The following is a 16,288-nucleotide window of genomic DNA, read 5'->3' on the forward strand; positions in this document are numbered from 1 at the left end:
CGACGATTTTCCCGTGGTTCAGCCAGCGATCAGCCCTTCGCGCCGGGCGATCGCCAAGGCTTCCAGACGACTGCGGGCGTTGAGCTTGGCGTTGATACTGCGCAGGTGGGTGCGCACCGTGCTTTCCGACACGAACAACAGCCGCGCCAGCGCATCGTTGCTCTGCCCGCTGGCCATCAGCGCCAGGACCTGGACTTCCTTGGCAGTGAGCAGGCTGGCGTTCACTGGCACGGTTGCCGGCTGGTGTTCGAGGCTCAGGCCGCTACCCAGCAGCAGGCTGGCGGCGAAGGTCGCCAGCGACGACACGCCCTGCCCCACTCGCTGCACCAGCGCCAACACCGCCGGTCCTTCGTCGAGAAAGGTCTGCTTCAGGCCGCGTGGCGCGGCAAATGACAGCGCCGCTTCCATCATGCGCAGGGCGGCGTGCTCATGGCCGCGACGCTCCAGCGCCAGCGCCAGCAGGATGCGAATGCTCAGCGCGCGGCGCAGGCGATCGCTGCCGAGCGCCCGCTCCAGCTCGGCGGCAAGGCACTCCACCAGCCCGTCGTCACGGCCTTCGGCCAGCGCCAGGCGTGCGCCGAGCAGTTCGAAACTGTCGCTGTCGCTGGGCAGGAAGGCGTAGCGGCGAACCTGCTCGGTGCCGCGCTGTTCGGCGGCTTCGTCGAACAGCGCACGGGCCTGGGCCAGGTCGCCACGGCTGAAGGCGCAACGGGCCTGCTCCAGTCTCGCGCAAATGACCATGCGCGGCAGTTGCCCGTCACGGCCCAGGCACTCCAGCGCCGCCAACACCTCCAGCGCCGCGCTGCCCTGTTCGTGGTTCAGCAGGATCCGCGCATAGAGCTTGTGGGCAAGGATGATCTGGTCCAGCAAGCCGGTCTGGCGCAGCAGCGGCAGGTGCAGTTCGAGCAGTTGCCGAACCTCGTCGATGCGGCCGCTTTCGTACAGCGCCAGGGCTTGCAACGTGGCAAGCAAGGAATTGCCGTGGGAAGGCGTCTGCTCGCCCGCCAATTGTTCGCGGGCCTGACGCAACCAGTTTCGGCTTTGGTCCGGCTCGCCACGCAGCAGCGCGCCCATGGCCAGGATCGCCCGGGCATAGGCGCCGACGAACGCGCCGGACTGGCTGTCGAGGGTGTCCAGGCGCCGGGTCAGCCAGTCCTCCACCGCTTGCAGCTCGCCATCCAGCAGGTGCAGCAGCGCCCGGGTGCACTGCTGCACGCCGCTGGCGAAACCACCTGCGTCCGCCTCGGCGCGACGCAGGTCGGCTTGAGCCAGACCGAGTTGCACCTGGTCGCGCATGCTCAGTGAGGTCAGCTCCAGAGCGCAGAGGTCTGCGTCCAGCTCGCCATCCCGGGGGCCGGCGCGCAAGCGCGCAACCATCGCCAAGGCGCCGGCCTGGTCGTTGCTGAACAGCAAGGCCCAGGCCAGGGTCAGTTGCAGGCGGGGGATACTCTCCAGCAGGCCGGCGGCGTCCAGTTCGCCGAGCCAGCGACTTAACGAACGCATCCGCCCCTGACACAGCAAGCTGTGCCCATGACGCTGTAGCAAACCCAGCAGCAACGGTCGATCACCCAGTTGGTAAGCCTGTTCCAGTGCTGGCTCCAGGCGCTGCAGGTCGAGCAGGGTTTCTAGCGCGGCGCGGCGCAGTTCCCTGACCCGCAGCGGAGCGTCCCGCCGGTGCTGGCGACGCAGGGTTGCCAGCAATGGCCGCGGCAAGCGCGTGCCGCCGTCCAGCAACAGACCGTGCTCATGAGCAAGGCCACGGATATGGCCCTGGCTGTCGCAACGCCCGCGCACCCAGTCGAGCAATTGCGCCTGGACCCGGCCCACGGCGCTGGCCTCGAAGGCAAAGCGCAACAACGCGGGGCCGAGGTCACTGAACAGTTCTTCCTCGAACCATGCCTGCAGCATGTGCTCGGCATCCAGTGAACCGTCCTCGACATCACTGGCGCAGAGCAACGCCAGCACCGCCGGCCAGCCTTCGCTGAAACGCCACGCCGCCATCAGCGCCGCAGCGTCCAGCGGCTGGCCATGCCGGCTCAGGGCCTGGCGGAGCTCTTGCGGGGTGAACAGCAGTTGTCCCAGTTGTAGCGGCTCGCCGGGTTCGCTGGCCAGGCCGAAGTGATGCAGCGCCAGCTTACGCCGGCTGGCGATCACCAGCTTGCCTTGGGCCGGCAGGCTGCTCAGACACTGGCGCAGCACCGAAGGATCGGTGCGCCCGAGCAACTGGTCGGCATCGTCAATAAAGATCACGAACGGCGCCCGCCCACGGTCATGCCCGCACAGCCGGGAAAACAGCGATAACAGGGAGGCTCGCAGGGAGGTGTTGCTCAGGGGGCTGGACGCCAGCGAGAGCCGGGCAGTCTGCAACTGCCCGGCCATGGCCTGGAACGCCTGGTCCAGCAGCACCGATTTGCCGCTGCCGGCGGGACCCTGGATAAAGCTCACCCGCTGCCGGCGGATCTGCGCCAGCAAGGGTTCCAGCAGCCGCGGCCGCTCGATCAGGCGCAGCGTGAGAGGCTCAGCGAAAGACGATGAAGGCATTTGCACGGGCCCTCAGTTAAGTGCACCGACCCCCGTGGTAGAGCGTCGATGCCTGGACTGTTCTTATTGTTTTGGAAACGGTGCCTAAGCTAAACCTAACGCATATAGATTGGCAACCCCTGACGCTCTGCCAAGGTTGCAGATCAGGGAAATACGGGAGCGCGCTTGCCAAGAAACGCAGCCACACCTTCCTGGAAATCCGCGTGAGCGATCAGTTCGCGCTGGCGGTCGGCTTCGTACTGCAATTGCTCGGCCAGGGAATTGCGTTCGGCACAGTCCAGCGCGCTTTTCAGTTCCGCCGCCGAGTGACGAGGCGAAGCCGCCAGGCGCCCGGCCAGTTCCAGGGCGGTGTCGAGCAGTTCGGCGTCCTCGACGCAGGCCCAGATCCCACCCCATTGCGCCAGTTGCTCGGCGCTGATGCGCTCACCCAGCAACAGCGCCGCCCGCGCCCGCGCCTCGCCCAGCAAGCGCGGCAACAGCCAGGTGGCGCCAAGATCGGGGACGATGCCCAGGCGCGGCGCGAAGGGCATGAGAAAACTCGCCGAGCGCCCCGCCACCACCACATCGGCGGCCAGCGCCAGGCTCGCCCCGGCTCCGGCGGCAATGCCGTTGACCGCCGCCACCACCGGAATCCGCGACTGGCGGATATCAAGAATCATCGGGTTGGACTGCTCGACCATCGCCCGGTAGGTGCTTTCAGCTTGGGCGCGGCCATCGCCTTTCTGGCTGATATCGCCGAGATCGGCGCCGGAGCAGAAGGCCCGGCCGCTGCCGGTGATCACCAGCGCCCGCACGTCGCCTTGGGTCTGCAGGTGTTCCAGCACGGCACGGATCTCGGCCTGCATCGGCGCGCTCATGCCATTGAGTTTGTGCGGCAGATTGAGCGAGAGCAGCGCCACAGCGCCGCGGGTCTCGTAGGTGATGTAGCTGAAGGGTTGGTGCATGGTCAGAGGTCCTTTCATCAAGTTCGCGGGTCGCCCGGATCGGCGCCCCCGTCATGGAAACGGCCACCCTCGCGCGCCAGGGCCCGCAACAGTGGCGGCGGCGCATAGGCGTCGCCGAGGTGGCGGTAGTGTTCACAGCGGGCCAGAACCCTGGCCGCGCCCAGTTCGTCGGCATAGCGCAGAGCACCGCCGCGCCAGGCGGGAAAACCGATGCCCAGCAGCAGCGCCCGGTCCAGTTCGGCGGCGCTGGCGACGACGCCTTCCTCCAGGGCGTGCACTGACTCGACGATCATAGCCAGCATCAACCGCTCGATGATCGCGGCGTCGGACAGTTCATTGGTCACCGGACCAATGTGCTCGGCCAGCAACTGCCGCGCGGTCGGGTTCACTTGCCTGGCCGGGCGGCCATCGCTGTCCGTTTCGTGCAGATAAAACCCGGCGCCGCTTTTCTGTCCGAGCAGGCCGGCGGCCAGCAGAATACGAATGGCATCGTTGGCGATGCCCGGCATGCGCTGCGGATAGCCGGCGAAAATCAGGTCGCAGGAATGCGAGCCGATATCCAGCCCCACCACGTCCTCCAGATACGCCGGCCCCATGGGCCAACCAAAGGCTTCGGCGACCCGGTCGACCCGGGCGAAATCCGCCCCGTCGGCCAGCAGCCGCAGGAAGGCGTGCATGTAGGCCATGAGAATGCGGTTGACCAGAAAGCCCGGCCCGTCGCGTACCACGATCGGCACCTTGCCCATGGCCAAGGCCTGCTTGATCGCGGTCTGCACGGTGTAGTCGCTGGTCAGGCGACCGCGGATCACCTCCACCAGCGGCATCACCGGGGCCGGGTTGAAGAAGTGCAGCCCGGCGAAGTTATCCGGGCGCTGCAAGGCCGCGGCGAGGTCGTCGATGCGCAGCGACGAGGTGTTGCTCAGCAGCACCGCATCGGCACCCACCAGTCCTTCCACTTCCCCCAGCACCTTGTTCTTGATGCCGAGGTTATCGACCACCGCCTCGATCACCACGCTGGCGCGCTCGAAGCCCTGGTAATCCAGTTGTGGATGGATCGCTGCGGCGATATTAGCCGCAGCCTCCGGATCAAGACGCGCCTGCCCGACCTGCCGGGCCAGCAACCGGCGAACCTGGGCCATGGCCTGATCCAGCGGCGCCTGGCGCACCTCCTTCAGGCGCACCGGCAGGCCATTGAAGGCACAGGTGTAGGCGATGCCGGCGCCCATCACGCCAGCACCGATCACACAGGTTCGCACCAGCAGGCCATTGTCGGCGGCGAAGGCATCGCCGCGACGGGGATCGAGAGGAAATCCGCTCATCCTGGACCCGCCTTACGCCGACAGCAGGCTGGGGTGGAAGCTCTGTCCCGCCGTGGCCCGATGGCGCAGCCACGCCGAAGGCCGATAACGCTCGCCCCAACGCTCGGCAAGGGCATCGCACTGGGCGACGAAGGCGCCGGCGCCCAGCGTGTCGATGTACGACAGCACACCGCCCGTCCAGGTCGGGAAGCCGATCCCCAGGGTCGAGCCGAGGTCGGCGTCCGCCGCTTCGCTGACCACGCCCTCTTCCACGCAGCGGGCAGCTTCCAGCGCCTGAATGGTCAATACGCGAAGGCGAACTTCCGCCAACTCCGGCTGGTGCTCCGCCACCGGCCAGTGGCTGGCAAGGCCGGGCCACAGATGCTTGGCGGAGCCTTCCGGGTACTCGTAGAAACCACCGCCGGCGCGGCGCCCCGGCCGTTGCAACTCGTGGACCATCGCCTTCACCAGGTCGATGGCCGCGCCGCGCTGGAAGCGCTCGTCAAGGTTCAGTTCGAGGGCCTGGCGATGCACCTTGAGCTGCAGTTCCAGCGACACCTCGTCGGCCACCGCCAACGGCCCCACCGGCATGCCGGCCTGGCGCGCGCCCTGTTCGATCAATTGCGAGCTAATACCCTCCTTGAGCATCAGGAAACCTTCGTCGACGTAGCTGCCGAACACCCGGCTGGTGAAGAAGCCCGGGCTGTCGTTGACCACGATCGGGGTTTTCTTCAACTGACCGATGAAGTCCAGCGCCCTGGCCAGGGTCGGGTCGCTGGTAGCGCGACCGCGGATGACCTCCACCAGTGGCATGCGCTCCACCGGCGAGAAGAAATGCAGGCCAATGAAGTCCCCGGGGCGGGTGACAGCCTCGGCCAGCAGCGAGATCGGCAAGGTCGAGGTGTTGCTGGCGAACAACACGCCCGCAGGCAGCACCTCGACGGCACGACGGGTCACTTCGGCCTTGATTGCCAGATCCTCGAAGACCGCTTCGACCACCAGCTCGGCGTCGGACAGATCTTCGTAAGTGGCGGTCGGACGGATCAACGCCAAAGCCGCGTCGGCCTGCTCCTGGCGCAGCGTGCCGCGCTTGACAGCCTTGCCCAGGTCGCCGGCGATACGCTGGTGAGCCGCGCGGGCCTGGTCCAGGGACGCGTCCAGCAACACCACGCTCATCCCGGCCTGCGCCGCGACCTGGGCGATACCGGCGCCCATCTGCCCGGCGCCGAGCACCGCGATACGGCTGAACCGCACCCGCTCCAGGCCTTGTGGACGACGCGAGAGTTTCTCGGCGGCGGCCTTGTTGATGAACTGGGTGCGGATCAGATTGCGTGCCACCGGGCTGGTCAGCAGTTGTGCGAAATAGTTGGCCTCGATGCGCAGGCTAGTGTCGATGTCCACCTGCAAGCCTTCGCCGACACAGGAAAGGATCGCCAACGGCGCCGGGAAATTGCCCCGTGAGGCCACATGGGCCTGGAGGATTTTCGCCGTCAACGGCCCGTTGGGATACGCCAGTTGGCGCAGGTCAGCGGGTTTCCAACCTTTGCGGTCCCAGGGCTGGCTGGCCTGCGGATTGGCCAGCACCCAGGCCCGGGCCTTGGCGATCAGTTGCGCAGGTTCGGCCAACGCGTCGACGATGCCCAATTCCAGCGCTCGCTGCGGCCCCACCGGTTTGCCTTCGAGCAGCAACGGCAGGGCCTGGGCCACGCCGATCAAGCGGCTCAGGCGCTGGGTGCCGCCGCCGCCGGGCAACAGGCCGACGCTGACTTCCGGCAAGCCCACCTGGGCGGCAGGATCATCCGCCAGCACGCGGTAATGGGTGGCCAGGGCCAGCTCCAGACCGCCGCCGAGGGCCAGCCCGCCGATGGCGGTGGCCACCGGCTTGCCACAGGTTTCCATGCGCCGGGTCAGGCGTTGCAGGCTGGCGCTCTGGTCGCGGGCCTGGACCTTGGTGGTACCGCGTTCGAAGTTCTTCACCAGTTCCAGCAAGTCGGCGCCGGCGATAAAGCCACGGGCCTTGGCCGAGTGGATCACCACGCCCTTGACCGCCTCATTGCCGGCCAGTTGGTCAAAGACCGTGGCCAGCTCTTGCTGCAGGTCTGCGGTGAGGATGTTCAGGCTGCGTCCCGGAACATCGATGCCGATCAGGGCGACGCCGTCGGCATCGATCGTGAGAGTGAGGTTATGCATGATCATCATCCTTCAGAGCCGTTCAATCACGGTGGCGGTGGCCATGCCCGCTGCCGCGCACAGGGTGATCAGCGCGCGGCGGCCGCCGCGGCGTTCCAGTTCATCGAGGGCGGTGCCCACCAGCATCGCGCCGGTGGCGCCCAGGGGATGGCCGAGGGCGATGGAGCCGCCGTTGACGTTGATCCGGTCGTGGCCGACGCCGGTCTCGTGCATGAAGCGCATCACCACCGAGGCGAACGCTTCGTTGACCTCGAACAGGTCGATATCGTCGAAGCCCAGGCCCAGGCGTTGCAGCAGCTTCGCGCTGCAGGGCGCGGGGCCGGTGAGCATGATGGTCGGCTCGCTGCCGATCGACTGGAAACCGAGGATCCGGCCGCGTGGCCTGAGCCCGTTGCGCTCGCCGTAGGCACGGCTGCCGACCAGCACGGCACTGGCGCCGTCGACAATGCCCGACGAGTTACCGCCGGTGTGCACGTGTTCGATGCGCTCGACCTGCGGGTAGCGTTGCAGGGCCAGGGCGTCGTAGCCGCTTTCGCCCATGGCGGTGAACGCCGCCTTCAGCCGGGCCAGATCAGCGACGGTAGTGCCGGCGCGCAGGTGTTCGTCGCGGGCCAGCACGACCTCACCGATGACATCGCGTACCGGGATCACCGAGCCGTCGAAATAGCCCGAAGCCCAGGCATGGGCAGCGCGACGCTGGCTTTCCACGGCGAAGGCGTCGATGTCTTCGCGGCGGTAGCCATCGAGGGTGGCGATCAGGTCGGCACCGATGCCCTGCGGCGTGTAGTACGACTTCCAGTTGGTCTGCGGATCGGCGTACCAAGGGCCGCCATCGCCGCCCATCGGCGTGCGTGACATGGACTCGACACCACCGGCGACCACCGCCTGGGCCTGGCCGCTGGAAACCACTGCGGCGGCCAGGTTCACCGCCTCCAGCGCCGAAGCGCAGAAGCGGTTGATCTGCTGGCCCGGCACCTGCTCGGCGTAGTCGGCGACGATGGCCGCAAGACGCGCGATGTTGGCGCCCTGCTCGCCGATGGGCGCCACGCAGCCGAGGATCACGTCGTCGATCTGCGCGGTGTCCAGGCCATTGCGTTGGCGCAGCGCGACCAGGGTCTGCGCCGCCAGCTGGACAGGGGTGATTTGCGCCAGGGCGCCGTCGGAGCGACCGCGTCCCCGAGGCGTGCGGACATGGTCGTAGAGATAAGCGTCAGCCACGAGCGACTCCCGTTCAGTAAGAAAAAAGCTCGCGAAAAACCGAGCCGTCGGCAGCGATGGTAGTGAGGCGAAAATCCTTTGCCGTCGTCGCTTCCGACGATTTGGCGCAGCGAGCGACAGGGAAAGCAGCTTGTGTTGATTCGCGTCAGACGCCGCGACGACCGGCCAGATCGGGGCTTGTATTTAGCGGGAACGCGAAATAACCTAACAACATTAGGTAAATCGTGATTCCCCTGCAAAACCCTTCGAAAACAACAAAAAGGACCCCGCCATGAGCGTTGAAACCCAGATCCGTTACCAGCGTTTGAATGACCTGACAGCCAGTCAGATCGAAGCCATCCGCGCCATCCCGGCCCACGACGAAGCCACCACCCCGGTGATCGAGGCGACCCGTCCCACCGCAATGTTTCTCGACGACGCGGTGTACGCCAGAGAGCAGGAAAAAGTCTTCCGCCGCCTGCCGGTAGCCATCACCGTCTCGGCCATGCTGCCGGAGGCGGGCAGCCTGCTGCCGCACGATGCCTACGGTGTACCGCTGATCGTCTCCCGCGACCGCGAGGGTGTGGTGCACGTGTTCATCAACGCCTGTATGCACAAGGGCTCGACCCTGGTACCCGGTTGCGAGCCACAGAAAAGCGCGCGCATCACCTGTCCGTACCACGCCTGGTCGTGGAAGCTCGACGGCAACCTCGCCGGGGTTGCCCGCGCCGAGACCTTCGCCTGCCTGAACAAGGAAAAACGCAATTTGGTGGAATTGCCCAGCAAGGAAGCCGGCGGCATCATCTGGGCGATTCTCGACCGTGACGCCGAGGGCGATTTCAGCCTGCTGGGCGACGACATCCTCGCCGACCTCGACGCCCTGGCCCTGAACGAGCAGCACCTCTACGGGCGCAAGACCTTCCACCTCGAGTCCAACTGGAAACAGGTGATCGAACCCTTCCTCGAGGGCTATCACGTGCAGCGCCTGCACGCCAAATCGGTGGGCCCGTTGTTCGCCGACGTGCCCACGGTGGTCACCCGCATGGGCGACCATTTGCGGCAGATCTCCGGCAAGGTCGAATTCGCTCCCGACGGTCTGGAGAACGAAAAGAACATCCACAAGACCATCACCCACGCCTACCTGCTGTTCCCCAACACCGTGCTGATCACCAGCCCGTACTACATGAGCGTGATGATCGTGATCCCCACCGAAGCCGGCAAAACCCAGGTGGACTACCACATGCTGACCCTCAACAAGGCCGACAACGCCAAGTCCGAAGCGCTGTACAAGACCTCCTACGACACCGTGCTGGGAGTGTTCGGCAACGAGGATTTCGTCGCTGCCGAGTACTGCTGGAAAGGCCTCAAGACCGGCGCGCTGGACAACATCGACGTGGTCTATTCGGGGCTCGAACACTGCATCCTGATGCAGTACGAAACCCTCGAAAAACACATGAATTGAGCGCCGCCCTGCCCGCCTCCCGCGGGCAGCCCGCACCCTCGTGAGGGAGAGCCCATGCAAGCCGTCGCCATTCATCACCCCGAAGCCACGCGCCGGGCCATCCAGAAGCACGGCCCTGGCCAAGCCGTCACCTTTCGCCGCGTGCACCTGCTCGAACGCTTCAACCAACAACCACTTCGGGCGCTGACCCTGGTTCATGCGCCGATGGGTTTCGGCAAGACCACCCTGCTCCGGCAGTTCTTCGAGGAACGCTCGGCACGCCGGGCCTGCGCCTGGTTGACCTTGTCGGAGCGGGACAATGACATCGGTCACTTCCTCCAGCGCCTCGAACGCGCCTTCGCCCTGGAACCCGCGTCCGGCAGCAACCTGTTCGAGCGCATGGAACAACTGCTGTTGAGCGCACCGATCTGCCTGTTCCTCGATGAGTTCGAAGCCATCAGCAACGAAGGCATCCTCAGCTTGATGCGCGAGTTGCTCAAACGCATCGGGCCCGAGAGCGAGGTCATCATCGGCTCGCGCACCCTCCCAAGCATCGGCGTACCGCGTCTGCGAGCCCAGGGCGCGATCCTGGAGATCACCGCGCACCAACTCAATTTCACCCACGAGGAAACCCAGCGGCTGTTCCAGCAGCGCCCCGGCCACCACTTGAGCGACGCGCAAATCACTCTGCTGCACCGCAAGAGCGAAGGCTGGCCGGCCTTTCTTGGCCTGTTCTGCGCCACGGTGCAAGGGCCGCTGAGCGACGCTGAATTGTTGCAACGCTTCGGCGACGGGCGCGCCTCGATGACTGAAATGGTGTCGTTGCGGGTACTCGCCACCCTCGCCGAGCCCGTGCGGGAATTCCTGCTTGCGTCCTGCGCCCTCGACGAATTCGACGCCGACACCTGCGACCACGTCCTGCAACGCCAGGACAGCGAAGCCATGATCGCCTGGCTGGAGAAACACCAGTTGTTCATCGTCCGGGTCGATCCGCAGCACAAGACCTGGCGCTACCACAGTGTGTTCGCCACCGTGCTCAAGACCGCTGCCTGCGCCGGGCAGCACCGCGATATCCAGCGCCGCGCCGCCGACTGGTATCAGCGACGCGGGCGCCCGATCCTGGCGATCAACCACTACCTGCAGGCCGGTTGCATCGACGCGGCGGTCCGGTTGCTGGAGGCCCTGTCCCCCGAGCTGCTGGTGCAAGGTCGCGCGCGCCTGCTGCTGCGCTGGCTCGATCAGCTACCCGATGAGCAATTCGGCAACCACCCGCGCCTGACCCTGACCATGGCCTGGGCCCTGGGCCTGAACCGCCGTCACGACGAAGCGCTGCGCTACCTCGCCAACCTTCGCGACTTTCCCGACCTGCCCGCGGAACTCAGTCGCCAGATGCCCACCGTGCGCGCGGTCAGTCTGAGCATGGCCGACCGCACCCATGAAAGCCTCGACCTGGCGCAAATCGACAGCGACCCGGCGGAAGGCGAACTGGACTTCCATCAGTTGGTGCTGATGCACATCGTGATCTACGCGCTGATTGCCCGGAATGATTTTGCCATCGCACGCAGGCATCTGGCGCGGATGTCCTCGCCACAGGTGCGCCAGTCCTCGTTCAACCAGGCGCTGACCATCACCGGCAGCGGCTCACTCGACCTGATCCAGGCCCGCCTGAGTACCGCCCTCAGCCAGCTCGGCGGCGAACGGCCGAACCACTCGCCCTACCTGCAACGGGCCAGCCTCAGTGATGTGACCTTGGCCATCGCCCTGTACGAACGGGACGAAACCGCGCGCTGCCTGCAGGTGCTGACCCGGGTAATGCCACTGATCGCCGAGAACGGCACCCCGGACCAGTTGATCCAGGCTCACCTGCTGGTCTCGCGGATCCACGCCATCAACGGCGCGCCGCAACTGGCCAACGAATACCTCGACGAACTGGATTCACTGGGCAGCATCCACGCCATCCCGCGGCTGAGCAGCGCCGCCTGGCTCGGTCGGGCCTGGGTGGCCTGGCGCCAGGGCGACCTCACGGGCGCCAGCTATGCCTGCCGGCGTTCTACGGTGCAGTTGGGCCAGCAACAATCCGGTGTGCTGGTGGCCTGCGTCTACGATGCCGACTGGGCGCCGATGATGAGCCTACGCCTGGCGGCCCATGGCGCCCCGGCGGCGCAGACGATCGAACTCCTGCGGCAGGCCGTGGACGCCGCCGACGCGGTGGGCCGGGTGCGCCGGGCCCTGGAGTTGAAGATGCTGCTGGCCCGAGCCATGCTCGGCAGCGGCGACGAAGCAGGGGCACTGCGGGTGCTGGAGGCGCCGCTGCGCCACGCCATCAGCGAAGGTTATTACCGGGTCTTCCTGGACGAAGGCGAGCAGCTCTGCCAACTGGCCAGCCAGTGGTGCGAGCGCAACCGCGCGACCTTGCGCGGCCAAGACTCACTGCTGGAGCGCTTCATCGCCCGGCTCGCGCCGCTGGTGAATTCGGCGGCGGAGATGGCCAAGGCGCAGATCAGCCTGTCGCAGCGGGAGTTCGAAGTGCTGGCTCTGCTGGAAACCGGGATGCGCAACAACGACATGGCTGACCGCCTGTTCGTCTCGGAAACCACGGTGCGCACCCACTTGCGCAGCATCAGCGCCAAGCTGGGGGCGCGCAGCCGTACCGAAGCGGTGTCGCTGGCGCGGCAGATGCAGTTGATCTGAAGGACCCCATCGCTGGTATGTCAGCGATGGGGTCCGACTTTATCCCTTCCGATCATCCAACCCCAACCCACGCCCGATGATCTCCTTCATGATCTCGCTGGTCCCGGCGAAGATCCGGGTAATCCGCGCATCCCGGTACATGCGGCAAATACGGTATTCCTCCATATAGCCCGCCCCGCCAAACAGCTGCAGGCACTCGTCAATCACCTTGCCCTCAAGCTCCGAGGTCAGCAGCTTGACCTGGGCCGCCACCTCGGCGCTCAGCTCACGCTTGTTGTGCAGCAGCACGCACTGATCGAGGAAGGTCTGCAGCGAGTCCAGTTGGCTGCGCAGCTCGGCCATCCTGAACCGCGAGTTCTGGAAGCTGCCGACGCTGCGGCCGAAGGCCTTGCGCTCCTGGATGAATTCCAGGGTCAGGTCGAAGGCGGTCTGGGCGCTGGCCAGCGACATCACCGAGCCGGTCAGGCGTTCCTCGGCCAGGCCCTGCATCATGTAGCTGAAACCCTTGGCGGGATCGCCCAGCACGTTGGCCTTGGGCACTTTCACATCCTGGAAGAACAGCTCGGCGGTGTCCTGGGCATCCAGGCCCATCTTGTCCAGCTTGCGCCCGCGGCTGAAGCCGGGCATGCCCTCTTCCACCAGGAACAGGCCGATGCCGTACTTGGCATCGGGTACGGTACGCGCCGCCACCAGCACCACATCAGCAATCAGGCCATTGGAGATGTAGGTCTTGGAGCCATTGAGCAGCCAGTGGTCGCCACGGTCCTCGGCACGCATTCTCATGCCGCCCAGGTCGGAGCCGGCGCCGGGTTCAGTCATGGCCACCGCAAGAATGCTCTCGCCGCTGATACAGCGCGGCAGGAAACGCGCCTTTTGTTCCTCGCTGCCGTGGTGACCGATATAGGGCGCCACCAACCGCGAATGCAGTTGCATGTAGAACCCGACCTCGCCGTAGCGCACGTTCTCTTCATAGAGAATCTGGTCGTAACGGAAATCATCGATCCCCAGGCCACCATATTCCTCGGGCGCCCACATCAACAGGTAACCCTGGGCGCCCGCATCCAGCCAGGCCTGCCGATCAACCCGCCCGGCCTCGCGCCAGCCCTCGGCCTTAGGGCCAATTTCACCCTGCACATAGCGGCGCACGCTGTCGCGGAACTGCTGGTGTTCTGTATCGAAAATCACACGCGGCATCATGACCACGCTTCTCCTTTCTTGTCGTTGTCGGAAGCTTGTCAGGCTCAGTACTGCGAGGCGGGCATGCGCACCACCAGACCGTCCATGTCGTCGCTGATCACCACCTGGCAACCCAGGCGGCTGGTGGGCTCGGGCTCGGCGACGCAGTCGAGCATGTCCCGCTCCATCGATCCGGGTGCGGGCACCCGGGCAAAATCGGCTTCGCTGAGGTAGCAATGGCAGGTGGCGCAACTGCAGGCGCCACCGCACTCGCCGAGAATGCCGTCGATGCCGTTGTTCAGCGCTACCTGCATAAGGTTGCTGCCCGCCGCAGCTTCGACTTCGAAAGACGCCCCGTCATGGGCGACAAAAGTAATGACTGGCATGGGCCGACTCCTTCAACTGAAACAGGCCTGGACATCGATGGACTCGTCCGCCAGCCGCGCCGGATCAGCGGACTTGCCCTGGGCGAGAAAACGCTTGGCGACGATGAAGTCCTTGGGACGGTTGATCGCGTCCACCGCCAGCAGCCTGTCGCCACGGAAGTAGAACGCGGAGAAGCTGCGACCGGCCTGGCTGTCGCCACGCAGCACCACCCGGTCGTATCCGCTGGACAAGCCAGCGATCTGCAACTTGAGGTCGTACTGATCGGACCAGAACCACGGCAACGCCGCGTACGCCGTGGCTTTGCCACAGATCGCCAGGGCGGCGATGCGCGCCTGGTCGCTGGCGTTCTGTACCGATTCCAGGCGCAGCCAGCTGTCGTACAGCGGATTGAAGTGACGGGTGCAATCGCCCACCGCGTAGACGTTGTCCAGCGCCGTGCGCGCATGTTCGTCGACGGTAATGCCCTGCTCCACATCGGCGAGGCCGAGCTGGCGGGCGAGTTCGACCGTGGGCAGTACGCCGATTCCCACCACCACCAGGTCCGCCGGCAGGCGGCGGCCGTCGGCGAGCAGCACTTCGCGCACCTTGCCCTCGCCGACGAAGCATTCGAGGCGGGCGTCCAGCACCACCTCGACGCCTTCTTCACGGTGCACCCGGGTGTAGAACGCCGAGACCTCTGGCGCAGTCACCCGCTGCAGGATTCGCGGCAGCGCTTCCAGCACCGTGACGTGCATGCCCTGCTGGCGCAGTGAAGCGGCGGTTTCCAGGCCGATGTAGCCACCGCCGACAATGACCGCGTGGCCACCGGGGCGCAGGTGTTCGCGGATGCGCAACACATCCTGGCGGTCGCGCAGGTAGCAGATGCCCGGCAGGTCGCCGCCCGGCAACTGCAGGCGGCGAACCTCGGCGCCGGTGGCGAGGATCAGGTGGCAGTAATCCAGTATCAGGCCGCTGTCGCAATACAGTCGGTTGGCCTGTGGATCGACGCGGGTGACACGGGTGTCCAGACGCACGTCGATGTTCTGTTTGGCATAGAAATCCGCCGGGCGGATCAACAACGCTTCGTCACTTTTGTCGGCACAGAGAAATCCCTTTGACAGCGGCGGCCGGTGGTACGGCAGCAGCGGCTCTGCGCTGACCAGGGTGATCGCCCCGCTCCAGCCTTCCTGGCGCAGGTTGGCCGCAGCCTGGGCGCCGGCATGGCTGCCGCCGACGATGACGCAATGAGGTTCGGACATGTTTATTTCCTCGCGGCTTACAGGTCGTCGCTGGCGAACAGCGCCGAACTGACGGTGGGTGCGCCGGGGCCGCCAGCCATCAGGCAGATGCGAGCATCCGCCACCGGGTTGGTGGATTCGCCGCGCAGGCAGCGCACCGCCTCGATGGCAACGCCGATGCCGTGGACGAAGCCATCGGCAAAGTTGCCGCCGGCGGTGTTCACCGGCAGCTTGCCGCCGTCGGCGATCAGGTTTTCGTAGCGGATGACCTCGGCGACGTTGTCGTAGGTGCAAAAACCGTGGTCGATCAGCGAGGCCACACCCTGGGCGCTGAAGTTCTCGTAGAGCTGCACCACGTCGACATCCGCCGGGGTCACGCCGGTCTGCTCCCACAGACGCCTGGCAATCGGCTTGAAACCGGCCGAGGCGTAATCGAGGTCGTTCTCGCAGAGATCGCCCCAGCCCTTGTGCGCACCGTTGGCCACGCCCAGCAGGCGCACCGGCTTCTTGCGCAAGTCGCGGGCACGCTCGGTGGACACCAGCAGCAGCGCGCCGGCGCCGTCGTTCTCCCGCGAGCAGTCGAACAGGCGGAATGGATCGGCGATCAGCCGACCTTCGCGGTAGACCCCGATATCCAGCGGCTTGCCATAGGCAGTGGCGTGCGGGTTGCGCGAGCCGTGGTAGTAGGAAGCGCGGACCAGTTCCTCGGCCACCGAGGTCGGCACCTTGTGGTGCTCGTACAGGCGCTGGGCACGCAAGGCGCAGATCTGTGCCGGCGAAACCAGGCCGGCGCCGACGATATGGTCGTTGAGATGGTGACGCATCACCGCCGCCGACATGCGCCCGCTGTTGTCCTGCACCAAGGCGCGGAACACCACCACCGCAGTGGCCTGGCCGCTGATGATCGCCGCGGCGGCGATGCCGAAGGCCCCGGCAATGCCACCGCCACCGCCGCCCCACATCTGCGCGTTGAAACGCAGTTCGCGGGTGCCCAGGTCGGGCATCAGCCGCACCGGTTCGTTCTTGTCGTCGCCGTAGGAGACAAAGCCGTCGATCTGCGCCGGATCAAAACCGGCGTCGTCGCAGGCATCGATGATCGCCTGCACCAGCACGCCCTGTTCAGGCAGCGGCGCGGTGCCGCGCTTGTATTGACGCAGGCCGACACCCGCGACCGAAACCGCATCGAGCATTGGATTGGCGGGCATT

General features: G+C 66.1%; 11 protein-coding genes. 2 read left to right on the top strand and 9 right to left on the bottom strand.

What is annotated here, in order from left to right:
- Positions 1–18: 18 nt before the first annotated feature.
- From AC515T_RS15705 to AC515T_RS15725, 5 genes are all read right to left on the bottom strand, one after another.
- The gene (locus tag AC515T_RS15705) at positions 19–2,541 is read right to left on the bottom strand and encodes a LuxR C-terminal-related transcriptional regulator (protein WP_496529053.1); all 2,523 of its coding nucleotides are present in this window, start codon (positions 2,539–2,541) and stop codon (positions 19–21) included.
- Positions 2,542–2,684: 143 nt separating this feature from the next.
- A complete protein-coding gene (locus AC515T_RS15710; RefSeq protein ID WP_496529054.1) occupies positions 2,685–3,485 on the bottom strand; it encodes an enoyl-CoA hydratase-related protein in 801 nt (266 codons plus the stop codon).
- A 17-nt stretch (positions 3,486–3,502) separates the two neighbouring features.
- Positions 3,503–4,804 (bottom strand): 3-hydroxyacyl-CoA dehydrogenase NAD-binding domain-containing protein, encoded by a 1,302-nt coding sequence (locus AC515T_RS15715; protein ID WP_496529055.1) that lies wholly within the window; start codon positions 4,802–4,804, stop codon positions 3,503–3,505.
- 12 nt (positions 4,805–4,816) lie between these two features.
- Positions 4,817–6,973 (bottom strand): 3-hydroxyacyl-CoA dehydrogenase NAD-binding domain-containing protein, encoded by a 2,157-nt coding sequence (locus AC515T_RS15720; RefSeq protein ID WP_496529056.1) that lies wholly within the window; start codon positions 6,971–6,973, stop codon positions 4,817–4,819.
- 12 nt (positions 6,974–6,985) lie between these two features.
- Positions 6,986–8,191 carry an acetyl-CoA C-acetyltransferase gene (locus AC515T_RS15725; RefSeq protein WP_496529057.1) on the bottom strand — a complete coding sequence of 402 codons (1,206 nt, stop codon included), beginning with the start codon at positions 8,189–8,191 and terminating at the stop codon, positions 6,986–6,988.
- Between the two features lie 271 nt (positions 8,192–8,462).
- Between AC515T_RS15725 and AC515T_RS15730 the strand changes: the two genes are divergently transcribed.
- Together AC515T_RS15730 and AC515T_RS15735 are read left to right on the top strand one after the other, a co-directional pair.
- Positions 8,463–9,632, top strand: coding sequence for an aromatic ring-hydroxylating oxygenase subunit alpha (locus AC515T_RS15730; RefSeq protein WP_496529058.1), 1,170 nt, complete (start codon positions 8,463–8,465; stop codon positions 9,630–9,632).
- 54 nt (positions 9,633–9,686) lie between these two features.
- On the top strand, positions 9,687–12,302 hold the full coding sequence (locus tag AC515T_RS15735) for a winged helix-turn-helix domain-containing protein (protein WP_496529059.1): 2,616 nt from the start codon (positions 9,687–9,689) through the stop codon (positions 12,300–12,302).
- 39 nt (positions 12,303–12,341) lie between these two features.
- Here the strand turns inward: AC515T_RS15735 and AC515T_RS15740 are convergent, their stop codons facing one another.
- From AC515T_RS15740 to AC515T_RS15755, 4 genes are read right to left on the bottom strand one after another with little or no spacing between them, the layout of a single operon-like run.
- Complete coding sequence (locus AC515T_RS15740; RefSeq protein WP_496533145.1) at positions 12,342–13,496, bottom strand: acyl-CoA dehydrogenase family protein; 1,155 nt, start codon at positions 13,494–13,496, stop codon at positions 12,342–12,344.
- Between the two features lie 47 nt (positions 13,497–13,543).
- Positions 13,544–13,864, bottom strand: a complete 321-nt coding sequence (locus AC515T_RS15745) for a 2Fe-2S iron-sulfur cluster-binding protein (protein ID WP_175650629.1) — start codon at positions 13,862–13,864, stop codon at positions 13,544–13,546.
- A gap of 12 nt (positions 13,865–13,876) precedes the next feature.
- A complete protein-coding gene (locus AC515T_RS15750; protein ID WP_496529060.1) occupies positions 13,877–15,103 on the bottom strand; it encodes an NAD(P)/FAD-dependent oxidoreductase in 1,227 nt (408 codons plus the stop codon).
- A 17-nt stretch (positions 15,104–15,120) separates the two neighbouring features.
- A complete protein-coding gene (locus AC515T_RS15755) occupies positions 15,121–16,287 on the bottom strand; it encodes a thiolase C-terminal domain-containing protein (protein WP_496529061.1) in 1,167 nt (388 codons plus the stop codon).
- Between the last annotated feature and the right edge of the window lies 1 nt (position 16,288).

This window comes from Pseudomonas sp. FSO-7 (assembly GCF_059579345.1).